This is a genomic window from Pseudomonas fakonensis, assembly GCF_019139895.1.
In the GTDB taxonomy this organism is placed as follows: domain Bacteria; phylum Pseudomonadota; class Gammaproteobacteria; order Pseudomonadales; family Pseudomonadaceae; genus Aquipseudomonas; species Aquipseudomonas fakonensis.
Map to the genome: position 1 here is coordinate 462,547 of NZ_CP077076.1, position 21,611 is coordinate 484,157.

Sequence of the window (21,611 nt, forward strand, 5' to 3'; positions counted from 1 at the left end):
TGGTACACTGTCCGCCACATAGCCTGAATATAAAGAGGGGAGGCCAGGTTGCAGATCAGCCTGCAGCCTCCCCGAATGTTTCTGGATAAAGCATGAGAATACTGATCATTGGCCCCAGCTGGGTCGGCGACATGGTGATGGCGCAGACCCTGTTCCAGTGCCTGAAACAGCAGCACCCCGAGTGCGCGATCGACGTGCTGGCCCCCGAGTGGAGCCGGCCGATCCTCGAGCGCATGCCCGAGGTGCGCCAGGCCTTGAGCTTCCCGCTCGGCCACGGCGCGCTGGAACTGGCCACGCGCCGGCGCATCGGCAAGTCGCTGGCCGGCCAGTACGACCAGGCGATCCTGTTGCCCAACTCGCTCAAGTCGGCGTTGGTGCCGTACTTTGCCGGCATCCCCAAGCGCACCGGCTGGCGCGGCGAAATGCGCTACCTGCTGCTCAATGATGTGCGCAAGCTGGACAAGGCCCGCTACCCGCTGATGATCGAGCGCTTCATGGCCTTGGCCTACGCGCCGGGCACCGAGCTGCCGCAGCCTTACCCGCGTCCCAACCTGCAGATCGAGGCCGCCAGTCGCGATGCCGCCCTGGCCAAGTTCGGCCTGGAGCTGGACCGCCCGGTGCTGGCGCTGTGCCCCGGCGCCGAGTTTGGCGAGGCCAAGCGCTGGCCGGCCGAGCACTACGCGCAAGTGGCCGAGGCGATGATTCGCCAGGGCTGGCAGGTGTGGCTGTTCGGCTCGAAGAACGACCACCCGGGTGGCGAGCAGATCCGCGACCGGCTGATCCCGGGCCTGCGTGAAGAGTCGTACAACCTGGCCGGGGAAACCTCGCTGGCCGAGGCCATCGACCTGATGTCCTGCGCCCAGGCGGTGGTGTCCAACGACTCCGGCCTGATGCACGTGGCCGCGGCGTTGAACCGCCCGCTGGTGGCGGTGTATGGCTCGACTTCGCCGGGCTTCACCCCGCCGCTGGCCGACCAGGTCGAGGTGGTACGCACCGGCATCGAGTGCAGCCCGTGCTTCGAGCGCACCTGCCGCTTCGGCCACTACAACTGCCTGCGCCTGCTGGACCCTGCAAAAGTCATCGCTGCCCTGCACAGCCTGGGCGGGCCGAACCTGATCGATACCGTGGCCGAGGTCGACTGAGTGCGGGTACTGATCATCAAGACCTCGTCCCTGGGCGATGTCATCCACACCCTCCCGGCGCTCACCGACGCCGCCCACGCCATCCCCGGCATCCGTTTCGACTGGGTGGTGGAAGAAGGCTTCGCCGAGATCCCCAGCTGGCACCCGGCGGTTGATCAGGTGATCCCGGTGGCCATTCGCCGCTGGCGCAAGAACCTCTGGCAAACCCTCAGGAGCGGCGAGTGGAAGGCGTTCAAGCAGCGCCTGCGCGAGCGCAAGTACGACCTGGTGATCGACGCCCAGGGCCTGGTCAAGTCGGCCTGGCTGACCCGCTACGTGAAGGCGCCGGTGGCCGGGCTCGACCGTTATTCGGCCCGCGAGGGCCTGGCCAGCCGCTTCTATGACCGGCGCCTGTCGGTTGCGGTCGGCCAGCACGCCGTGGAGCGGGTGCGCCAGCTGTTCGCCCTGGCCCTGGCCTACGACATTCCCGAGGGCCTGGGCGACTACGGCCTGGACCTTGCGCGCCTGCAACTGCCGCCCACCGCGCCCTACGTGGTGTTTTTGCATGGCACCACCTGGGCCACCAAGCACTGGCCCGAGGCCTACTGGCGCGAGCTGGCCGAGCGCATGGGCCGGCGCCAGCTGCAGGTGCTGCTGCCCTGGGGCAACCCGGCGGAGAAGGCCCGCGCCGAGCGCATTGCCCAAGGCTTGAACAACTGCCAGGTACTCCCCAAATTGAACCTGGCAGGGGTTGCCCGGGTACTGGCCGCCGCCAAGGCCTGCGTGGCTGTGGACACCGGCCTCGGCCACCTGGCTGCAGCCCTGGATGTGCCGACCATTTCGCTGTTCGGCCCCACCAACCCTGGTTTGACCGGCGCCTACGGACGCGCCCAGGTTCACCAGGCGAGCAACTTCCCCTGCGCCCCGTGCCTGCAGAAGAAGTGCACCTACAAACCGAGCGCCGAGGACCTGCGCCGGTTCGATCTCAAACGCGAGTGGCCGCTGTGCTTCACTCGCCTGAATCCCGAGCATGTGGCGGGCCGCTTGAGCGCGCTGCTGCTGGCTGAGGATGTTCGTTGATGCAACTGGCTTTCGTGCTCTACAAATACTTCCCTTTCGGCGGGCTGCAACGCGACTTCATGCGCATCGCCCTGGAGTGCCAGAAGCGTGGCCACCAGATCCGCGTGTATACGCTGATTTGGGAAGGCGACATTCCGCCGGGCTTCGAGGTGCTGGTGGCGCCGATCAAGGCGCTGTTCAACCACCGCCGTAACGAGAAGCTCAGCGCCTGGATGGAAGCGGACCTGGCCAAGCGCCCGGTCGACCGCCTGATCGGCTTCAACAAGATGCCGGGGCTGGACGTGTACTACGCCGCTGACGGCTGCTTTGAAGACAAGGCCCAGACCCTGCGCGGCGGGCTGTACCGCCGCTGGGGCCGCTACCGGCACTTTGCCGAGTACGAGCGGGCGGTGTTCGCCCGCGATGCGCGCACCGAGATCCTGATGATCTCCGAGGTGCAGCAGCCGCTGTTCATCAAGCACTACGCCACGCCTGAGCAGCGCTTCCACCTGCTGCCGCCGGGCATCTCCCAGGACCGCCGGCGCCCGGCCGACGCCGACGCCATCCGCGCGCAGTTCCGCCAGGAGTTCGGCCTGGGCGATGACGACCTGCTGCTGGTGCAGATCGGTTCGGGCTTCAAGACCAAGGGTGTGGACCGCAGCCTCAAGGCCCTGGCGGCCTTGCCTTCGGCGCTGCGCAAGCGCACCCGGCTGATGGTCATCGGCCAGGACGACCCCAAGCTGTTCCAGGTGCAGGCCGCCGCGCTGGGCATAAGCGATCAGGTACAGTTCCTCAAGGGGCGCAGCGATATCCCGCGCTTCCTGCTGGGTGCCGACCTGCTGATTCACCCGGCCTACAACGAAAACACCGGCACCGTGCTGCTCGAAGCCCTGGTGGCCGGTTTGCCGGTGCTGGTGTCGAAGGTATGCGGTTACGCCCATTACATCGCCGAAGCCGACAGTGGCCTGGTGCTGGACGACCCGTTCGAGCAGGACCAGCTCAACGGCTACCTGCAACACATGCTCGAAGACGGCCAGGCCCGCGCAGCCTGGTCGCGCAACGGCGTGGCCTTTGCCGACAGCGCCGACCTGTACAGCATGCCGCAGCATGCTGCTGATGTGATCCTGGCTGGGGGGCAGGCATGAAGCTGATACTGGCCGAGCCGTTCAAGCGCCTGTGGGCCGGGCGTGACCCGTTCGAGGCGGTGGAGCAACTGCAGGGCGAGGTGTACCGCGAGCTGGAAGGCCGCCGCACCTTGCGCACCGAAGTCGCTGGCGAGGGTTTTTTCGTCAAGATCCACCGTGGCATCGGCTGGGGCGAGATCTTCAAGAACCTGTTCAGCGCCAAGCTGCCGGTGCTCGGTGCCGGCCAGGAATGGCGGGCCATCCAGCGCCTGCACGAAGTCGGCGTGCCGACCATGACCGCCGTCGCCTACGGCGAGCGTGGCAGCAACCCGGCCACCCAGCACTCGTTCATCGTCACCGAGGAACTGGCGCCGACTGTCAGCCTGGAAGACTTCAGCCTGAACTGGCTCAAGCAACCGCCCGAGCCACGCCTCAAGCGTGCGCTGATCGCCGAAGTGGCGAAGATGACCGGTGGCATGCACCGCGCCGGGGTCAATCACCGCGACTGCTACATCTGCCACTTCCTGCTGCACACCGACCGCCCGGTGACGGCGGATGACTTCAAACTGTCGGTAATCGACCTGCACCGTGCGCAAACCCGCGCAAAAATTACCCGCCGCTGGCGCGACAAGGACCTTGCCGCGCTGTACTTCTCGGCCCTGGATATCGGCCTGACCCGGCGTGACAAGCTGCGCTTCCTGCGCGGTTACTTCCGCCAGCCGCTGCGCCAGGTACTCAAGGACGAGGCCGCGCTGCTCGCCTGGCTCGAACGCAAGGCGCAGAAACTCTACGACCGCAAGCAACGCTATGGGGATGCACTCTGATGGCGGGTTGGACACTGGCGCCGGAGTACAGCCACCTGGCGGCCGACTTCGGCAGCCTCGATGCGGTATTCGCCCTGCAGGGCGAGCGCCTGACCCGTGACCCGCTGAGCGAGGTCATTCGCATTCAGCGTGACGGGGTCAACTACTACGTCAAGCGCTACACCGGCGCCGGCAAGCACATGCGCCGCTACCTGGGCCGCCCGCGGATCAAGGCCGAGTGGCAGAACCTCAAGCAGTTCGCCAAGTGGGAAATCCCCACCGCCGAGGTGGTGGCCTGGGGGCTCGAGCGCAACGGCCTGGCCTTTGGCCGTGGGGCGATGATCACCCGCGAGCTGCCCAATACCGAAGACCTGTCGGCCTTGGCCGACCGCAATGACCCGCTGCTGCGCGACCGTACCTGGGTCGAGCATGTCAGCCGCCAGCTGGCGCGCCACACGCGGGTGATGCATGACCACCACTTCGCCCACAACGACCTGAAGTGGCGCAACCTGCTGGTGGATGACCAGGGCACGTTGTTCTTCATCGACTGCCCCACCGGCGACTTCTGGCGCGGCTTCATGTTGCGCCACCGCCTGATCAAGGACCTGGCGTGCCTGGACAAGGTCGCCAAATATCACCTGTCGGCGACCCAGCGCCTGCGCTTCTACCTGCAGTACCGCCGGCACGACCGCCTGACCGCCCGCGACAAGCGGCGCATTCGCCAGGTGCTGAGCTTTTTCGAGGGAAGGGAATGACCGATTACCTGGCCAGCGCCGACAAGGCGCTGCTGACCCGCCATGGCCTGGGCGATTTCGAGGCGCTGTGGGCACTGCAACTGGATGCGGTGGACGAGCCCAACACCAGCCGCGGTGGCTGGAGCAGCGTGTTCCGCCTGGAACTGGAGGGCAAGGGTTACTACCTCAAGCGCCAGAGCGACTACCTCACGCGCACCCTGCACAGCCCGTTCGGCGAGCCCACCTTCGCCCGCGAATTTCGCAACATCAGCCGCTATCAGAAACTCGGCATCCCGGCCTTGCAGGCGGTGTTCTACGGCGAGCGCAAGCAGGGCGGCCAGCACCGCGCGGTGCTGCTGACCCGCGCCCTGGACGAATGGACCGACCTCGACCCGTTGCTGACCCAGTGGGCGCAACTGCCTGCCGCGCAGCGCCAGGGCGTCCTGCAGGCCTGTGGCCAGCTGGCGCGCACCCTGCACGGCGCCGGGCAGATGCACGGCTGTTTCTACCCCAAGCACATCTTCCTGCGCGAGCGCCGCGAAGGCTGGCAGGCGCAGTTGATCGACCTGGAGAAAACCCGCCCGCTGCTGTTTGGCATGCGCGACCGGGTCAAGGACCTGGAGCCGCTGCTGCGCCGCGCTGCGGTGTGGAACGAAGCCGAGGTGCGTGTGCTGCTGGGCGCCTACCTCGGGCAGCCACAAGACAGCGCGATGGTGGGCACCTGGCTGCAACGCCTGACCCAGCGCCGCCGCCACAAGGAGGGCCGCTGATGCGCCTGTCCGAACTCAAGGCCGCCGGGCGCAGCCCGGCGCTGCCGCTCGGCGTCACCCTGGCCGATGCCGCCGGGCCGGCCGACCTGCAACTGCTGAGCCTGCTGCGGGTGCTGCCGGGCCAGCGCTATGTCGGCGCCGGTATCTGGCGCGGCACCAAGGTGCTGGCCAAGCTGCTGGTGGGCAGCCATGCCGCGCGGCATTTCCAGCGTGAGCTGGAGGGGGCACGGTTGCTGGCCGGGCAGGGCCTGACCACGCCGCGCCTGCTGGCCGACGGGTTGAAGGAAGGCGAGGGTGGCTGGCTGCTGTTCGAATTTTTGGAAGACGCCCAGAGCCTGGCCGACGCCTGGGCCGAGGTTGAGCACCTGCCGATGCTGGCCGACGAGCAGCATCAGGTGCTGGGTGAGGCACTCACCGCAGTGGCGCACATGCACGCCAAGGGCCTGTGGCAGGAAGACCTGCACCTGGACAACCTGCTGCGCCAGCACGGCGAGCTGTACCTGATCGACGGTGCCGGTATCAAGGCCGAAACCCCTGGCCAGCAGCTGTCGCGCCAGCGTGTGCTGGAAAACCTCGGGGTGCTGTTCGCCCAGTTGCCCAAGCGCCTGGAGCCGTTCATCGAAGAGGCGCTGGTGCACTACGTGATGGCCAACGCCGAGCATGCACTGCCGCTGGAAGCCTTGCAAAAGCAGGTGGACAAGGTGCGCAACTGGCGCCTGAAGGACTACCTGACCAAGGCCGGGCGTGAGTGCACGCTGTTCAGCGTCGAGCGCGACCTGTCGGGGCTGCGGGCGATTCACCGGGGTGAAGTGCAGGCCATGCTGCCGGTTCTTGCACAAGCCGACGCGCTGCTGGAGCAAGGCCACCTGTACAAGACCGGCGGCGCCGCCAGCGTGGCGCGCATCGAGGTCGATGGCCGGCCATTGGTGCTCAAGCGCTACAACATCAAGAATACCGCCCACTGGTTCAAGCGCTTCTGGCGCCCGAGCCGCGCCTGGCATTCGTGGATCGAAGGCCACCGTTTAGGCTTTCTCGACATCGCCACGCCGCGCCCGTTGGCGGTGCTGGAAACCCGTACCCTGGGCCTGCGCAACCGCGCCTACCTGGTCACCGAATACATCGACGGGCCGGACCTGGCGGCGTGCTTTGCGCCCTTCGTCGACAGCGGCGAGGCGCCGCACGAGATGGTCGAGGCCTTGGTGCAACTGATGCAGCAGCTGATTCGCGAGCGCATCAGCCATGGTGATTTCAAGGGCCACAACCTGTTCTGGGTGGACGGCCAGTGGTCGCTGATCGACCTCGACGCGATGTGCCAGCACGCCACCCAGCTGAGCTTCGCCCCGGCCTTCGCCCGCGACCGGGCGCGCTTGCTGCGCAACTGGCCAAGCAGCAGTGCGTTGCATCAGCGGTTGGACAAGGTGCTGCCAAGGTTGGCGGACTGAATAATTGTCTTGCTCAATTTCCAAACGCTGGCGCTCCCTGTAGGAGCGGCCTTGTGTCGCGATGGGGCGCGAAGCGGCCCCGGCGATTATGTATGAGGTCGACATTCTGGGGCTGCTGCGCAGCCCTTCGCGACACAAGGCCGCTCCTACAGGGCCGCTTCAATCTGGTATTGGCAACCACTCGCTGCTGAGCCCTGCCTGGCGCACGCGGATGCGCCACTGGTCATCCACCTTGCGCAACACCACCCACACCTGGACCGTGCTGGCAGCCACCTGCAAGTGGTAGTGCCCGTCCAGCAAATGCCGGCGTACCGGCAGGCGCCAGGTGCCAACCTGCAGTTGCAACTGCCCGCCATCATCGAACAAGCCCTCCTCACCACTGACCGCAGTGGCCCCTGGCGTTTCCGGCAACCGGCAACCCTCCAGCAACTGCCGCAGGTCCGGCAGCCCGTCATGCCAGCGCAGCGCCGAGTCCACCACCCACTCGCCATCAGCTTGCCTGCGCAGCGGCAGCTTGAGGTAGGCGTCGGGCTGGCGAGGGTCGATGGCCCGCCAACGCTGGCCGTCGAAGGCCACCTGGTAGTGGCGACCCAGCTTGTCGCGGATGAAGTACTGGGACAGCCCAGGGTCGGTGCCGGCCATTTCGTAGATCACATCCCCCTGGGGGCCGATGTTGCGCAGGCGCAGGCGGCTGGTTTCGGGCTTGGCCACGTAGTGATGGGCCAGCGGGACCGGCGGCTGGTGCGGCAAACCGCGAAAGGCCCGGCGCAATACCGCTGAACCTGCATAGCTGTTGATACCGTCGATGCTATGGCTCAAGGCGCCCATGGCATGGTGCAGGGCCGCTTCGCGGTCATCCTGGCGCATCGCCTCGAAACCGTCCCAGATGCTGATGGCCGCGCGGCCGAAGGCCAGGGCCGAAAGTGCCGGAAAGGGCAGCACCAGCCCCACCAGGTCGAGCAGCAGGCGCAGGGCGTTGACCCCGGCCTGGCCGAGCAGCTCGCGGTTGCTGCGGCTGCCGGCATCGACCTCGGCCAGCAGCGCGTGCACTTCGGCGCGGTACAGTGCGGTGAACAAGTCGCCGGTAACCGCAGGAGTGGCGAGCTCCGGCCCCAGCCGGCCCTTGCGCAGCAGTTTGTCGACCTGTGCAGCGTCGGCGTGGGGCATGCGTTCGCTGACATAGTCACGCAGCCCTTGGCTGGCGCGCAGGGCCTTGAGCAGCGCGCGGGTGTTGCGGTAGTCGCGCCACGGGCGGCGGTCGGGGGCATCGGGGGTGTAGAGCAGCAGCGCCGGCCTGGCGGCCTCTGCGCTGTCGATCAGCAGCACGCCCTGCACCGTATGGCCCTGGATCACCAGTTGGCGCACGCTCAGCCGCGGTACCTCGGCTGGTACAGCTTGGCCGATGACCGCCAACGCCCAGTGGTAGCTGCGTTCGAACGGGTCTGGCAACAGGTGGCCGGCATAGCGGGCCTTGACCAGCTCGGCGTGCATCCGCGCGCGGTTGATCAGGCCATGGGCCCACTGGCGCCAGGCGCCCTCGGGTGAGTCGAGCAGTTGCCTGCGCAGGTGGCGCTGGTAGCCACTGCCAGCGTCCAGCTCGCGCACCATGGCCTTGACCCGCTGCGCGGTGAGGGTGGGCAGGGGTGTGCCGTCCTTGTGCTGCACACGTGCGGTCAGCCAGTAGTCGGTGTCGAACCAGGCGATGTTGTACAGGGCCAGTTCGTCCAGCTGGTAGGTGACCGGCACCAGCTCGACGGTGCCACCCGGGCGCGGGTTGCTGGAAACAGCGATGTACGCCGAAGGCAGCAAAGGGTTTACCAGTGGGCCGATCTGCCGGGCCAGGGTGACGTTGATCTGGATGTCCTGGGGGGCGATGTTCAGGCCAGGGTCGCGGCGCAGGCGTTCGCGCAAGCGCTGGCGGGTCCAGCCGAGCAGGGTGTCGCGCTGGCGAAACTGCTCCAGGGTGAGAATGCCGGGGGCGGCGGCTTGGGTGATGGCGCCGGCCAGCGCCTGCAAGGTTTGCATGATGTGACTCAGGGCCTGGGGGGTGGCCTGCTGCTGCCAGGCCGGTAAGTGCTTTTCCAGCAGCAGGGCGTAACGACTGGCCAGGGCGTGGCGGCTGTCCATCAGCGGGGCGAGGTCCAGCGCCCTGGTGAGTGCGCTGCCCAGGGTTTCGGTATCGGGAGCCACGCCATGCTGCCAGGCATCTGTCCAGGCTTGGGTCAGGCGTTGCTGTTGCACATCGACCACGGCCTGGGCCTGGTACTGCACCAGGTCTTCGTCGAAGTACTCGTAGCGCAGGCGGTCGGCGTGGGCCAATTGTTCGCGCTGCTGCGGGTCGCCCAGCAAGCCGAGCAGCGGCTGGCCCTGCACCGGGTCGTCGATACGCTCGCACAGCTCCTGGTGCAGCTCGGCCAGGCTGGCGAAGGCTTCGACGCCATTGCCCAGGCTGCACAGCAGGGCCTTGCCGTGGGTCTGGCCAGGTAGCGCTGCGCTATCGGCCGAGGCACCGGCAATCAGTACCAGCAACCCGGGGACCTTTAGCCTACGGTTGGGGCTGAGGGTGCTGAACACCGGGCGAAAGATTTGCGCCCGCACAGCCGCGGGCAGGTGATGGCGTTGCCAACCCAGCGGCAGTTCCAGGCAGGTGCGCAGCAGGGCGATGTGGTCGTCGTGCAGGGTCTGGTCGGCCAGGCGCAGCTCGATTTCTGCCAGCAGTTGCTGGCGGCGCAAGCGTTGCAGTTGTTCGCGACGTGAGGGCGCTGGTGCCGCCGTGTCGCTCCAGAAGCCTGCCAGCTCGTTGAACAGTTGCCGGCGCATCTGCGGGCCAGGCAGGTCTGGCTGCAACCGCGGCAGGTGCTTTTGCAGGTCGGTGAGTTGTTGATCGAGTTGTTCAAGGCGATGCAAGGGTGTCATGGTCCGGCTCCAGGTGAAGGGAGGCGGACCATGCCTTGGCGTTCAGAGGCTGCGGTGGTAACCGTTTACCGCCGCCAGAAACCACTCATGCCCAGTACCGCCGACAGCCCCAGCCCAACCCAGGCCAGCACATCCCAGGCGCCATCGCCCAGCAGCGCGGCGAACAGCCCGGCCAGGCTGAGCACGGCCACCAGCGCCGGCCAGGCGAAGATCTTGCGGGTGCTTTGCGACTTGTGGCTCATGCCCGCGCCTCTTTCGGCCTACGCTGCTTGCCCCACCACAGGTACAGGCCGCTGCCGAGCACGATGATGGTCAGCACATCGAGCACCGCCCACAGGATCTGCATCGGCCGGCCGCCGTAGTCGCCGAAGTGCAAAGGTTGTGACAGCCCCATGGCATCCATGTACCAGGGCCGTTCGCCGACGGCGGTGACGGCCAAGGTGCGGGCGTCGATCAGCACCGGGGTGAACAGGTGCGAGGTCAGCGGGGTGCTGCCGTTCATGAACACCGCGTAATGGTGCTCGCTGGAAAAGCGCGTGCCGGGGAAGGCGATGAAGTCGGCGCGCATGCCGGGGGCGGCTTGGGCGGCGATATCCAGCAGTTGGGTGGCTGGCGCCCGCTCGGTGAGCGGCGGCGCCTCGCGGTAGGGTGCGACCATGGCGGCCAGGCTGTCGTTGCGCCAGGCGGCGATGACCAGGTCGGACAGCGCGCTGACCACCCCGGTAATGCCCACCACCAACGCCCAGCTCAGCGTTACCACGCCGATCAGGTTGTGCAGGTCGAGCCAGCGCAGCCGGCGCGACTTGTCGTGGCGCACGGTGGCGAACTTCAGGCGGCGCATGAAGGGGGCGTAGAGCAGCGTGCCGGAGACGATCGCCACCACGAACAACAGGCCCATGAAGGCCAGCAGCAGCTTGCCGGGAAGGCCGGCGAACATGTCCACGTGCAGGCGCAGCATGAGCATCATGAAGCCGCCGTTGGCTGCCGGCATGGCCACCGCTTCGCCGCTGCGGGCATCGAGCATGAAGGTGTGCGAGGCGTTGGGCTCGGTGCCGGCGGTGGCGGCAGTGATCGCCAGCACGCCGTCGGGTTCGTCCTTGTCGAAGCCGAAGTACTGCACCACCTCGCCCGGGCGGTGCTGCTCGGCCTTGCGCACCAGTTGCTGCAGGTCCAGGTGCGGGGTGCCGGCGGGCATCTGGCGCAGCTCGGCGGCATCGCCCAGCAGGTGCTCCAGTTCGTGGTGGAAGATCAGCGGCAGGCCGGTGAGGGCCAGCAACAACAGGAACAGCGTGCACACCAGGCTGCTCCAGGTGTGGATGAAGGACCAGCGGCGGATGGTTTGGCTTTTCATCAGGGTTCAGCCTTTGTTTTACGCAACGCCATCGCGGGGCAAGCCCGCTCCCACGTATGAAAACGTGGGAGCGGGCTTGCCCCGCGATGGGCGTTTACCACTTGTAGGTGGCGCTGGCGACGACGCTGCGCTGGTCGCCGTAGTAGCAGTAGAAGCCGTCGCAGGTGGAAATGTAGTCCTTGTCCAGCAGGTTGCTGGCGTTGAGGGCCACCGAGGCGCCTTTCAGGCTGTTGTCCAGGCGCCCGAGGTCGTAGTGCACCGAGGCATCGAACACGGTGTAGGCCTTGGCCTTGCCCAGCCAGGTGTTGCCTTGGTCGCCATAGGTGTTGCCGGTGTAGCGCGCGCCGGCACCAATACCGAAGCCGTCGAGTACTCCGCTGTGCCAGGTGTAGTCGGCCCACAGCGAGGCTTGCTGGTTGGGCATCAGCTGCAGGCGGTTGCCCTTGTACTGGCCGTCCTGCACTTCGGATTTGGCCAGGGTGTAGGCAGCAATCACCTTGAGGTTATCGGTGACGTCGGAGGTGGCTTCCAGCTCGAGGCCGCGCACCTTCACTTCGCCGGTCTGGCTGGTGACCGGCGTGCTGCCGACGAAGCTGGTGACCGAGACGTTTTTCTGGGTCAGGTCATACACCGCAGCGCTCAGCAGGGTGTTGGAGCCAGGCGGCTGGTACTTGATACCCAGTTCCCACTGCTGGCCTTCGGTGGGCTTGAGCGAGTTGCTCGAGGTGACGTCGGCCTTGCTGGTGGGCTGGAACGACTCGGCGTACGACAGGTAGGGCACGAAGCCCGAGTCGAACACGTAGCTGATCGCCGCGTTGCCGCTGAACTTGCGGTTGAGCTGGCTGTTGTCGGAATTGTCCTTGACGAAGTGGGTGTCGGTCTTCACCCAGTCCTGACGCCCACCGAGGGTCAGGCGCCAGTTGTCCAAGGCCATCTGGTCCTGGATGTACAGGCCGGTCTGGCGGGTCTTCTGTTCGTAGTCGTAGAACGCATCGCCGCGGGGCGGGCGAACAGGTGTTGGGCCATTGACCGGGTTGGTGACGTTGATCGACGAGGCAGGGCCGAAGATCGCCGTGTAGCCGTTGTCCATGCGCTGGTGGTCCAGGCCGAGCAACAGGGTGTGGCTGACGGCGCCGGTGCTGAAGTCACCCTGCAGGTTGTTGTCGATGGCGAACTGGGAGATGTCCTCGTCGACGTTGGTGGTGCCGCGGCCAGAGGTGCCATCGGGTTGCACCACCTGGCCGAAGGTGGGGTTGTAGGCGTTCACGGTGACGGTCTGGAACGACAGGTCCGACTTGGTGTAGCGCAGGTTCTGGCGGAACTGCCAGACATCGTTGATGCGGTGCTCGAACGCATAGCCCAGCGCGTAGTAGGTGCGGTCGTAGAAGTCGTAGTCCGGGTCGCCGAGGTTCTTGTGATGCGAAACCTTGCCGAACGGCATGTCGATCTTGGTGCCCTGCAACGGATAGAACTGGCTGGTGACGCCGGTATCGTCGCGGGTGAACTGGCTGAGGAAAGTCAGCGAAGTGTCTTCGTCGATCTTCCAGGTCAGGCTGGGGGCGATGTTGTAGCGCTTGTTCTCGATGTGGTCGATTTGCGTGCCGCTGTCGCGTACCACGCCGCTGACGCCATAGAGGAACTGGCCCTGATCGTCGATTTTGCCGGTGCTGGCGAAGTTGATCTGGCGGTGGTTGTCACTGCCGTACTGCACTTCGATTTCGTGGGCGCTTTCGGCTTGCGGGCGGCGGCTGACCATGTCCAGCAGGCCACCGGGCGGGGTTTGGCCGTAGGTCGAGGACGCCGGGCCGCGCAGTAGCGCCAGGCGGTCGAGGTTCCAGGTTTCGGCCTTGGGGTTGGCGTACACGCCGCGGGGCAGCGGCAGGCCGTCGAGGAACTGGGTCGGCTCGAAGCCGCGCACGCGCATCCAGTCGTAGCGGGTGTCGCTGCCGTAGCTGGCGGAGACGATACCCGGCATGTAGCGCACGGCATCATCCAGGCTGTGCACGCCGCGGTCTTTCATCTGCTGTCGGGTGGCGACCGAGATCGAGCGGGGCGCCTCGACCAGCGCGGTATCGGTCTTGCTGCCGACGGCGGTGCGCTTGGCCAGGTAACCGTCTACCGGGCCCCAGGCACTTTCGCTGTCACTGCTGGCATTGATGCTGGTTTCCGGCAGGGCCAGGCTGCCGTCGGGGACGGCCACCAGGCTGTAGCTGCCGGCGCTGCCCTGCTGCAATTGCAGGCCGGTGCCGCGCAGGGCCGCCTGCAAGGCGCTGACGCCGTTGTACTGGCCCTGGACCGGCGCCGAGGTACGGCCGCTGGCCAGTGCCGGGTCCAGGGCCAGGGCGATGCCGGCCTGGCTGGCGATCTGGTTCAGGGTGCTGGCCAGGGGGCCGGCGGGCAGGTCATAGGCGCGCACCGTGGACTGTTCGGCGGCGAACAGGGCAGGGCTGGCAAGCGGGGTGGCCAGGCCGATGGCCAGGGCCATCAGGCTGGGGCGAAGCAAAGCATCAACGGCACGGGACATGGCGCGACTCCTCGACGGATATGTGCTGGTTGCTTCCTTGCCGAGTGAGATTGGGAAAGTGACAGAGGGGCGGTAAGAAATTTCTGTTTTTTTTGTGGGGTGGGGCTGAGGGCCCCATCGCCGGCAAGCCGGCTTCTACAGGTACGGCACAGGCCTGACGGTTATGTGATTCCTGTGGGAGCGGGCTTGACCCGCTATCAGCGGGCGCTGACGGTGACCCACCATGGCGTGTGCCGCTCGATCTTTACCGGCAGGGCCGGCAGCAGCGAGGCCAGGGCCAGGTCGGTGTCGGTCAGCGGGAAGCTGCCGCTGACCCGCAGGTCGGCGACCTCGTCGGTTACGCCCAGGTGGCCGTTGCGGTACTGGCCCAGGGTGGCCAGCAGGTCTTTCAGGCGCACGTTGTCGACCACCAGCATGCCGCGGGTCCAGGCGTCGGCGCCTACCGCTACCGGCTCTATCGGGCCCAGGCCATCGGCGCTCATCAGCACCTGGCGGCCTTCGCCGAGTACCTGTTCGTCGCCGCTGTTGTGCGGCTTGGCCGCCACCTGCGACTGCAACACTTCAAGGCGCGTGCCGGCGGCTTCGCGCTTGACCAGAAAGCGCGTGCCCAGCGGGCGCAGGCGGCCGTCGTCGGTGCGCACCTGCAGCGGGCGCGGGTCGTCGTGGCCGGTCTCGACCGAAATTTCGCCCTGGTGCAGCACGATCACCCGTTCGTCGCCCTGGTAGTCGATGTCCACCGCGGTGTGGGTGTTCAGGCTGAGCAGGGTGCCGTCTTCCAGGCGCAGGGTGCGCAGCTCGCCGGTGCCGGTGCGCTGGTCGGCCAACCAGTAGCTGGCCGAGAGGCTCGGCAACCCCGCCCAGGCCAGCAGGCTGCCAAGCACCAGCATGCCGGCCAGCCCGCCGAGGCGCTGGCGCATGCCACTGCGCGACTGCAACAGGGCGTTGCGCGCGGGGCCGGCGGCGGCGCTGACGCGCTGGTCAAGCAGGCCCAGCTGCAGCCAGGCGCGGGCGTGTTCTTCGTGGGCGGCGTGCCAGCGCATGAATTCGTTGCGTTCGTCCGGGGTACCGCTGCCCTGGTCCAGGCACAGCTTCCAGGCAATCGCCGCTTCCAGCACCTGGCTGGAAACCGGGGCGTTGCTCATGTCGGCTCTCCGTACAGGGCGATGTAGCACTGGCGCATGCCTTGGGCGATGTACTGGCGTACCCGCGATACCGACACCCCCAGGCGCTCGGCGATTTCGGCGTGGCCCATGGCGTCCAGGCGGTTGTGCAGGAAGGCGGCGCGGGCCTTGCTCGACAGCTTGCCGAGCAGGCGGTCGATGGCCTTGAGGTCTTCGAGGATCAGGTGTTGCAGCTCGGGCGAGGGGTGTTCGGCTTCGGGCAGCAGGGCCAGCTCGTTCAGGTAGGCCTGCTCGAGGGCGGCGCGGCGAAAGTGATCGAACAGCAGGCCCTTGGCCACGGCGACCAGGAACGCGCGGGGTTCGCGGGGGGCGTCCAGGCGCTCACGGCCGAGCAGGCGCACGAAAGTGTCCTGGCTCAGGTCCTCGGCACGTTGGCGGCAGGCGGTACTGCGCTGCAGCCAGGCCAGCAGCCAGCTGCGGTGGTCGCGGTACAGCGCTCCGACCAGATCGGCATGTGGACTGTGTGCGGGGGTCAAGGCCGCCTCCCGAAAAGAATGCGTTAACTAACGATAATTATTCGCGATTCTGGCAGAGGCAGGGGTAGAGATGCAATTGACGCTTATCGGATTGCCATCATGAGGGGGATGCCCTGTACGGCCCCCATCGCGGGGCAAGCCCGCTCCCACAGGTACAGCGCCAGCTTCAGGCTCTGTGCAATCCTGTGGGAAGCGGCCTTGCCGGGGCGCCGTCCGGTCGAGATGGGCCGCATAGCGGCCCCAGAGTATCGGCATCCTGCAAAATCGCCGGGGCTGCTGCGCAGCCCATCGCGACACAAGGCCGCTTCCCACAAGAGTCGGGTCGGCTTTTAAAATTTGAGCAAGACAGTTGCTCCCACGATGGTGGGCGTGGGAGCGGGCTTGCCCCGCGATGAGGCCTAGAGCCCGTGGCCCTGGGCCTTGCGCCGGCGCCATTGCTTGAGGCGCTGCTCCAGTTGCAGCGGGCTGTCGAGCTGCTGGCGACGGGCCTGGCTGAACAGGATCAGGGCCAGCTCTGCGGTCGCCTGGGCGTCGGCACTGGCGTGGTGGCGGGCTGCGACTTCCAGGCCGAAACGGGCGATCCAGTCGTCCAGGCCGGCTTCGCGCAGTACGGTGTCGGGGTTGAGCAGCGGGGCCAGTTCGGCCACGTCGAAGAACGGGTGCTGCAAGCGCAGGCCCAGGCTGTCCTTCAACGCGCGGGCCAGCATGCGCTGGTCGAATGGGGCGTGGAAGGCCAGCACCGGGCTGTCGCCGATGAACGCCATCAGCTCCAGCAGCGCCTCGGCGGGGTCTGCACCTGCGGCCAGGGCGCTGGGGCCCAGGCCGTGGATCAGTACGCTGGCATTGGTTTTCTGTTCGGGGCGATGCAGGGTGCGCTCGAACGGGTGGCCGAGGTCGATGGCACCGTCCTCGATGGCCACCGCGCCGATCGATAGCACCTGGTCGCGGTTCAGGTTCAGGCCGCTGGTTTCCAGATCCAGCACCACCCAGCGCTGTTCGCGCAGCGAGCACACCGCCAGTGGCGCCGGGGCGGGCAGGGCCTTGATGCGCTGGCGCAGGCTGTCGGGCAGTTCAGGGGCGGGCGGGCGCAGCCAGGCGAGCAGGTTCATAGCTGGTACCGCAGGGCCAGGCTGGCTTGCAGGCGCTGGGCCTGGCGCAGCGACTCGCGCAGGATGCGCCGGTCGAGGTGGTTGAGGCTGTCCGGGTCGAGGCGGTTGGAGTACGGCAGGTTGTCGCGGGTCTGGCGCTGGTGCTGCTGCATGCGGGTTTGCTGGATGAAGTGGTAGGCCTCTTCATAAGCGGCGCCGTCCAGGGGTTCGATCACGCCCTTGGCGATCAGCTGGCGCAGGCGCTCCAGGGTGTTGCAGGCGCCGATGCCGTTGGCCAGGGCCAGCAGCCGCGCGCCGTCGACGAAGGGCGTCAGGCCCTGCACCTTGAGGTCGAGGGTGGCGGCTTTGTCGTCGCCCTGGCGGGTCAGCACGAACTCGCGCAGGCGCCCCACCGGGGGGCGCTGGCGCAGGGCGTTGTCGGCCAGCATGCGCTGGAAGATACGGTTGTCGGCCACCTGCTCCAGCAGGGCGCGGCGCAGTTGCTCGCAGCCCTGTTCGTCGCCCCACACCACCCGCAGGTCGAAATAAATGCTCGAGCCCAGCAGGTTCTCGGGGCTGGCTTCACGCACAAAGCCTGCAAAGCGCCGCGCCCACTCACTGCGCGACAGGCACAACTCGGGGTTGCCGGCCATCACGTTGCCCTTGCACAAGGTGAAGCCGCACTGGGCGAGGTTGTGGTTGATGTGCTGGGCCAACGGCAGCAGCTTGGCGCGGATAGCGTCGGCCTCGGCGCTGCTTTGCGCCTCGAACAGGATGCCGTTGTCCTGGTCGGTGTGCAGGGTCTGCTCGCGGCGGCCTTCGCTGCCGAAGCACAGCCAGCTGAACGGCACGCCGGGGTCGCCGCGCTCGGCGATGGCCAACTCGATCACCCGGCACACGGTGTGGTCGTTGAGCAGGGTGATGATCTGGGTGATCTGGGTGGACGAGGCGCCGTGGGCGAGCATGCGCTCGACCAGCTGGGCGATCTCGCCGCGCAGCGACACCAGGCTGTCCAGCCGCGGGGCATGGCGGATGGTGCGCGCCAAATGCACCAGGTCGACCCGCTGCAGCGAGAACAGGTCGCGCTCGGAAATCACCCCGCACAGGCGTTGGTTGTCCACCAGGCACACATGGGCGATGTGCCGCTCGGTCATCGCCATGGCGGCATCGAACGCGCTGGCCTGGGGGCTCAGGTGGAATGGCCGGGCAGTCATGTAGCGCTCGATCGGCGCGGTCAGCTCGGCGCTGGCATTGGCCACCACCTGGCGCAGGTCGCGCAGGGTGAAGATGCCGAGGGGGGCGCGCTCCGGGTCGACGATGACGATACTGCCGACCTGCTGCTCGTGCATCAGGCTTACGGCTTCGCGCAGTGGGGTGTCGGGGCTGCACACCACCGGGTGGCGCAGTGCCAGTTCGCCCAGCGGGGTGTTCAGCGAATACTGGGTGCCGAGGGTTTCGACCGCGCGCTGGCGCACCTGCTGGTTGACCTGGTCGAGCAGGCTGCTGACCCCGCGCAGGGCGTAGTCGCGGAACACCTCGGACATGGAGAACACGCGGATGAACGCGGCTTTGTCCAGTTGCAGGCAGAAGGTATCCTCGCCGGCCAGGTGCTCGGTGCGGGTGGCCCGCTCGCCCAGCAGGGCGGCCAGCGGGAAGCACTCGCCACCGGCGATTTCGAAGGTGGTCTCGGTGCCTGGGCGGGTGACGTGCTGGCGCTCGCCCACCACGCGGCCCTGCTTGACGATGTAGAAGTGTTCCACCGGGCCGTCAGCGGGTTTGATGATGCTTTCGCCGCTGGCATAAAAGCGCAGCTGGCACTGTTCCACCAGATAGGCCAGGTGCCCCTGTTCCATCTGGTTGAACGGCGGGAAGCGCTGCAGAAACTGCAACGTGCCTTGGATGTTCTGCAGTACCGCAGTCCTGCCGGCCTGGGTGTAGGCGTCCTTTTTGCTCATGAAGCTGACCGTATCGCTACGCCGAACTATATATATCTATCTATAGGGCTCGGCTTTGTTGTTCTGGCCCCCATGGTCGGCTGGCCGGTGGATGGTGCCCATTGGACGTAAGTCTAGAAATGCAGCTGTCAAATTGCCGACGAAAGGTAGTCCGGGTAGCCCGGCTTTTGCGGTCCAACCGCGTGAGCGAGATATTTTTGACGAGATGGCCATGGTTGAGCATGACGAAATTCTGAGTGACGCCGAGCGCGCGGCGTTGGCTGTGGTCAGTGCACCCGTGGCGCCGAGCCCGATCGTGCTGGTGGTGGATGACAACCCGGTGAACAGCGAGGCGCTGCGCCTGTACCTGAAAAGCCGGGGCATCGAGTGCATGAGTGCCGATGGCGCCCAGGAGGCGATGCTCAAGCTGCATTACGAACCGCGCATTGCGCTGATGATCACCGACCTGCGCATGCAGCCCAGCGATGGGATTGACCTGATTCGGCAGATTCGCGAGTCGGAACGGGCGGCGTTGTCGATCATCGTGGTGTCGGGCGACACCGATGTGAAGGAGGCGGTGGACGTGATGCACCTGGGGGTGGTGGATTTTCTGCTTAAACCGGTGGACCTGGGCAAGTTGCTGGCGCTGGTGCGCCGGGAATTGAGGTTGGAGTGAGGCTAGAAGCATCGCCGGCAAGCCGGCTCCTACAGGGATCTGTGTAGGAGCCGGCTTGCCGGCGATGGGCTTTGACGCGGTTTACTGCGCGTTGCGCGCCTTGAACTCGCGGCGACGGCGGTGCAGCACTGGCTCGGTGTAGCCGTTCGGCTGCTTGGCGCCTTCGATCACCAGCTCGATGGCAGCCTGGAACGCGATGTTGTCATCGAAGTTCGGCGCCATCGGGCGGTACTGGGCGTCGCTGGCGTTCTGCTTGTCAACCACGGCGGCCATGCGCTTGAGGCTTTCGAGCACCTGCTCCTGGCTGACCACGCCGTGGCGCAGCCAGTTGGCCAGCAACTGGGCCGAAATGCGCAGGGTGGCGCGGTCTTCCATCAGGCCGACATCGTTGATGTCCGGCACCTTCGAGCAACCCACACCTTGGTCGATCCAGCGCACCACGTAGCCGAGGATGCCCTGGGCGTTGTTGTCCAGCTCGTTGCGGATCTCGTCGGCGGACCAGTTGGTGTCGGCAGCCAGCGGGATGCTCAGGATGTCGTCTACCGACGCCGGGGTGCGCGAGGCCAGCTCGCGCTGACGGGCCTGCACATCCACCTTGTGGTAGTGCAGGGCGTGCAGGGTGGCGGCGGTCGGCGACGGTACCCAGGCGGTGTTGGCACCGGCCAGCGGGTGGGCGATTTTCTGCTCGAGCATCGCGGCCATCAGGTCAGGCATGGCCCACATGCCCTTGCCGATCTGCGCACGGCCTTGCAGGCCGGTGGCCAGGCCCACGTCGACGTTGTTGTTTTCGTAGGCGCCGATCCACTTCTCGTTCTTCATGGCGCCCTTGCGCACCACGGCGCCGGCTTCCATCGAGGTGTGGATTTCGTCACCGGTGCGGTCGAGGAAGCCGGTGTTGATGAACACCACACGCTCGGCGGCCGCCTTGATGCACGCCTTGAGGTTGACCGTGGTACGGCGCTCCTCGTCCATGATGCCGACTTTGACGGTGTTGCGTTTCATGCCCAGCAGGTCTTCGACGCGGCTGAAGATTTCCGCGGCGAAGGCCACTTCTTCCGGGCCGTGCATCTTCGGCTTGACGATGTACACGCTGCCCTGGCGGGTGTTCTTGCGGCTGGTGTTGCCGTTGAGGTTGTGCAGCGCGATCAGGTTGGTAAACAGGCCGTCCTGGATGCCTTCGGGGATTTCGTTGCCCTGGGCGTCGAGGATCGCCGGGTTGGTCATCAGGTGGCCAACGTTGCGCACGAACAGCAGCGAGCGGCCGTGCAGGGTAACGCTGCCGCCGTTGGGCGCGGCGTACTCGCGGTCCGGGTTCATGGTGCGGGTGAAGGTCTTGCCGCCCTTGCTCACGCTTTCGGCCAGGTCGCCCTTCATCAGGCCCAGCCAGTTGCGGTAGACGATGACTTTGTCGTCGGCATCGACTGCGGCAACCGAATCTTCGCAGTCCATGATGGTGGTCAGCGCCGACTCCATCAGGATGTCTTTGACGCCGGCGGCGTCGGTGCTGCCGACCGGGGTGCTGGCGTCGACCTGGATTTCGAAGTGCAGGCCGTTGTGCTTGAGCAGCACGGCGGTGGGGGCTGCGGCATCGCCATGCAAGCCGATCAGCTGGGCGTCGTCACGCAGGCCTGTGTTGCTGCCGCCCTTGAGGGCGACCACCAGCTTGCCGGCTTCGATACGGTAGCCGGTGGAGTCGACGTGGGAGCCGGCAGCCAGGGGCGCGGCCTGGTCGAGGAAGGCGCGGGCGAAGGCGATGACCTTGTCGCCACGCACCTTGTTGTAGCCCTGGCCTTTTTCGGCGCCGCCTTCATCGCTGATGGCGTCGGTGCCGTACAGCGCATCGTACAGCGACCCCCAGCGGGCGTTGGCGGCGTTCAGGGCGAAGCGGGCGTTCATCACCGGCACCACCAACTGCGGGCCGGCCATCACGGCGATTTCTTCGTCGACGTTCTGGGTGGTGGCCTGGAAATCGTCGGCTTGTGGCAGCAGGTAGCCGATTTCCTGGAGGAAGCTTTTGTAGGCGGCGGCGTCGTGGGCCTGGCCCTGGCGTGCCTGGTGCCAGGCATCGATCTTGGCTTGCAGCTCGTCGCGCTTGGCGAGCAGGGCTTTGTTCTTGGGGGCGAGGTCGTTGATGATTTTCTCTGCCCCGGCCCAGAACGCATCGGCCTTGAGGCCGGTTCCAGGGATCGCTTCGTCGTTGACGAAGTCGTACAGGGCCTTGGCGACCTGAAGGCCACCGACTTGAACGTATCCAGTCATTGCTTGCCTCACCTCTGCTCAGCTATTTCGCTTTCGCGCATCGTATTAAGCCTGTAGCGCTTCTCTAAACACGGCCAGTGCGTGCCCTGAAGGGCGGCTGGGTGCGGCTCGCCAGGCAGGCTGGCGGGCGTTTGGCGTATTTTCACAGGCGCC

17 protein-coding genes are annotated in these 21,611 nt (G+C 66.6%); 8 read left to right on the forward strand and 9 right to left on the reverse strand.

Annotation, left to right across the window (positions count from 1 at the left end; translation table 11 throughout):
• Positions 1 to 92 precede the first annotated feature (92 nt).
• From waaF to KSS94_RS02005, 7 genes are read left to right on the forward strand one after another with little or no spacing between them, the layout of a single operon-like run.
• The gene (waaF, locus tag KSS94_RS01975; RefSeq protein ID WP_217841435.1) at positions 93 to 1,142 is read left to right on the forward strand and encodes a lipopolysaccharide heptosyltransferase II; all 1,050 of its coding nucleotides are present in this window, start codon (positions 93 to 95) and stop codon (positions 1,140 to 1,142) included.
• Positions 1,143 to 2,201: a lipopolysaccharide heptosyltransferase I gene (gene waaC / locus KSS94_RS01980; RefSeq protein WP_217841436.1), complete on the forward strand. Its 1,059-nt coding sequence runs from the start codon at positions 1,143 to 1,145 to the stop codon at positions 2,199 to 2,201. It begins immediately after the preceding gene.
• A complete protein-coding gene (locus KSS94_RS01985) occupies positions 2,201 to 3,325 on the forward strand; it encodes a glycosyltransferase family 4 protein (RefSeq protein WP_217841437.1) in 1,125 nt (374 codons plus the stop codon). Before waaC ends, KSS94_RS01985 begins: the two co-directional genes overlap by 1 nt.
• Positions 3,322 to 4,128, forward strand: a complete 807-nt coding sequence (rfaP, locus tag KSS94_RS01990) for a lipopolysaccharide core heptose(I) kinase RfaP (protein ID WP_217841438.1) — start codon at positions 3,322 to 3,324, stop codon at positions 4,126 to 4,128. Before KSS94_RS01985 ends, rfaP begins: the two co-directional genes overlap by 4 nt.
• On the forward strand, positions 4,128 to 4,862 hold the full coding sequence (locus KSS94_RS01995; RefSeq protein ID WP_217841439.1) for a lipopolysaccharide kinase InaA family protein: 735 nt from the start codon (positions 4,128 to 4,130) through the stop codon (positions 4,860 to 4,862). Before rfaP ends, KSS94_RS01995 begins: the two co-directional genes overlap by 1 nt.
• The gene (locus KSS94_RS02000; protein ID WP_217841440.1) at positions 4,859 to 5,611 is read left to right on the forward strand and encodes a lipopolysaccharide kinase InaA family protein; all 753 of its coding nucleotides are present in this window, start codon (positions 4,859 to 4,861) and stop codon (positions 5,609 to 5,611) included. Before KSS94_RS01995 ends, KSS94_RS02000 begins: the two co-directional genes overlap by 4 nt.
• Positions 5,611 to 7,053, forward strand: coding sequence for a lipopolysaccharide kinase InaA family protein (locus tag KSS94_RS02005; protein ID WP_217841441.1), 1,443 nt, complete (start codon positions 5,611 to 5,613; stop codon positions 7,051 to 7,053). Before KSS94_RS02000 ends, KSS94_RS02005 begins: the two co-directional genes overlap by 1 nt.
• Before the next feature lie 159 nt (positions 7,054 to 7,212).
• On the opposite strand, the gene KSS94_RS02010 is transcribed toward KSS94_RS02005, so the two are convergent.
• The 8 genes from KSS94_RS02010 to KSS94_RS02045 form a co-directional block, all read right to left on the reverse strand.
• Positions 7,213 to 9,969 carry a dermonecrotic toxin domain-containing protein gene (locus KSS94_RS02010; RefSeq protein WP_217841442.1) on the reverse strand — a complete coding sequence of 919 codons (2,757 nt, stop codon included), beginning with the start codon at positions 9,967 to 9,969 and terminating at the stop codon, positions 7,213 to 7,215.
• Positions 9,970 to 10,034: 65 nt separating this feature from the next.
• Positions 10,035 to 10,211: a DUF4175 domain-containing protein gene (locus tag KSS94_RS02015; RefSeq protein ID WP_217841443.1), complete on the reverse strand. Its 177-nt coding sequence runs from the start codon at positions 10,209 to 10,211 to the stop codon at positions 10,035 to 10,037.
• The gene (locus tag KSS94_RS02020) at positions 10,208 to 11,320 is read right to left on the reverse strand and encodes a PepSY-associated TM helix domain-containing protein (RefSeq protein ID WP_217841444.1); all 1,113 of its coding nucleotides are present in this window, start codon (positions 11,318 to 11,320) and stop codon (positions 10,208 to 10,210) included. Before KSS94_RS02020 ends, KSS94_RS02015 begins: the two co-directional genes overlap by 4 nt.
• 94 nt (positions 11,321 to 11,414) lie before the next feature.
• On the reverse strand, positions 11,415 to 13,844 hold the full coding sequence (locus KSS94_RS02025; protein WP_217841445.1) for a TonB-dependent siderophore receptor: 2,430 nt from the start codon (positions 13,842 to 13,844) through the stop codon (positions 11,415 to 11,417).
• A 197-nt stretch (positions 13,845 to 14,041) separates the two neighbouring features.
• The gene (locus KSS94_RS02030) at positions 14,042 to 14,986 is read right to left on the reverse strand and encodes a FecR domain-containing protein (RefSeq protein ID WP_217841446.1); all 945 of its coding nucleotides are present in this window, start codon (positions 14,984 to 14,986) and stop codon (positions 14,042 to 14,044) included.
• Complete coding sequence (locus KSS94_RS02035) at positions 14,983 to 15,501, reverse strand: RNA polymerase sigma factor (RefSeq protein ID WP_217841447.1); 519 nt, start codon at positions 15,499 to 15,501, stop codon at positions 14,983 to 14,985. Before KSS94_RS02035 ends, KSS94_RS02030 begins: the two co-directional genes overlap by 4 nt.
• A 398-nt stretch (positions 15,502 to 15,899) precedes the next feature.
• Positions 15,900 to 16,610 carry a 3'-5' exonuclease gene (locus KSS94_RS02040; protein ID WP_217841448.1) on the reverse strand — a complete coding sequence of 237 codons (711 nt, stop codon included), beginning with the start codon at positions 16,608 to 16,610 and terminating at the stop codon, positions 15,900 to 15,902.
• Positions 16,607 to 18,544: a DUF294 nucleotidyltransferase-like domain-containing protein gene (locus KSS94_RS02045; RefSeq protein ID WP_217841449.1), complete on the reverse strand. Its 1,938-nt coding sequence runs from the start codon at positions 18,542 to 18,544 to the stop codon at positions 16,607 to 16,609. The genes KSS94_RS02040 and KSS94_RS02045 overlap by 4 nt, the downstream gene beginning before the upstream one ends.
• 211 nt (positions 18,545 to 18,755) lie before the next feature.
• Here KSS94_RS02045 and KSS94_RS02050 point away from each other — a divergent pair, with 211 nt between their 5' ends.
• On the forward strand, positions 18,756 to 19,199 hold the full coding sequence (locus KSS94_RS02050) for a response regulator (RefSeq protein ID WP_225935828.1): 444 nt from the start codon (positions 18,756 to 18,758) through the stop codon (positions 19,197 to 19,199).
• An 81-nt stretch (positions 19,200 to 19,280) separates the two neighbouring features.
• On the opposite strand, the gene KSS94_RS02055 is transcribed toward KSS94_RS02050, so the two are convergent.
• Positions 19,281 to 21,458 (reverse strand): malate synthase G, encoded by a 2,178-nt coding sequence (locus KSS94_RS02055; RefSeq protein WP_217841451.1) that lies wholly within the window; start codon positions 21,456 to 21,458, stop codon positions 19,281 to 19,283.
• Between the last annotated feature and the right edge of the window lie 153 nt (positions 21,459 to 21,611).

Excerpts from the sequence above, each read along its gene's own strand:
- waaF (WP_217841435.1), top strand. The coding sequence starts at position 93 with ATGAGAATACTGATCATTGGCCCCAGCTGGGTCGGCGACATGGTGATG.
- KSS94_RS01985 (WP_217841437.1), top strand. The coding sequence starts at position 2,201 with ATGCAACTGGCTTTCGTGCTCTACAAATACTTCCCTTTCGGCGGGCTG.
- rfaP (WP_217841438.1), top strand. The coding sequence starts at position 3,322 with ATGAAGCTGATACTGGCCGAGCCGTTCAAGCGCCTGTGGGCCGGGCGT.
- KSS94_RS01995 (WP_217841439.1), top strand. The coding sequence starts at position 4,128 with ATGGCGGGTTGGACACTGGCGCCGGAGTACAGCCACCTGGCGGCCGAC.
- KSS94_RS02000 (WP_217841440.1), top strand. The coding sequence starts at position 4,859 with ATGACCGATTACCTGGCCAGCGCCGACAAGGCGCTGCTGACCCGCCAT.
- KSS94_RS02005 (WP_217841441.1), top strand. The coding sequence starts at position 5,611 with ATGCGCCTGTCCGAACTCAAGGCCGCCGGGCGCAGCCCGGCGCTGCCG.
- KSS94_RS02010 (WP_217841442.1), bottom strand. The coding sequence starts at position 9,969 with ATGACACCCTTGCATCGCCTTGAACAACTCGATCAACAACTCACCGAC.
- KSS94_RS02015 (WP_217841443.1), bottom strand. The coding sequence starts at position 10,211 with ATGAGCCACAAGTCGCAAAGCACCCGCAAGATCTTCGCCTGGCCGGCG.
- KSS94_RS02020 (WP_217841444.1), bottom strand. The coding sequence starts at position 11,320 with ATGAAAAGCCAAACCATCCGCCGCTGGTCCTTCATCCACACCTGGAGC.
- KSS94_RS02025 (WP_217841445.1), bottom strand. The coding sequence starts at position 13,844 with ATGTCCCGTGCCGTTGATGCTTTGCTTCGCCCCAGCCTGATGGCCCTG.
- KSS94_RS02030 (WP_217841446.1), bottom strand. The coding sequence starts at position 14,986 with ATGAGCAACGCCCCGGTTTCCAGCCAGGTGCTGGAAGCGGCGATTGCC.
- KSS94_RS02040 (WP_217841448.1), bottom strand. The coding sequence starts at position 16,610 with ATGAACCTGCTCGCCTGGCTGCGCCCGCCCGCCCCTGAACTGCCCGAC.
- KSS94_RS02045 (WP_217841449.1), bottom strand. The coding sequence starts at position 18,544 with ATGAGCAAAAAGGACGCCTACACCCAGGCCGGCAGGACTGCGGTACTG.
- KSS94_RS02050 (WP_225935828.1), top strand. The coding sequence starts at position 18,756 with ATGGTTGAGCATGACGAAATTCTGAGTGACGCCGAGCGCGCGGCGTTG.
- KSS94_RS02055 (WP_217841451.1), bottom strand. The coding sequence starts at position 21,458 with ATGACTGGATACGTTCAAGTCGGTGGCCTTCAGGTCGCCAAGGCCCTG.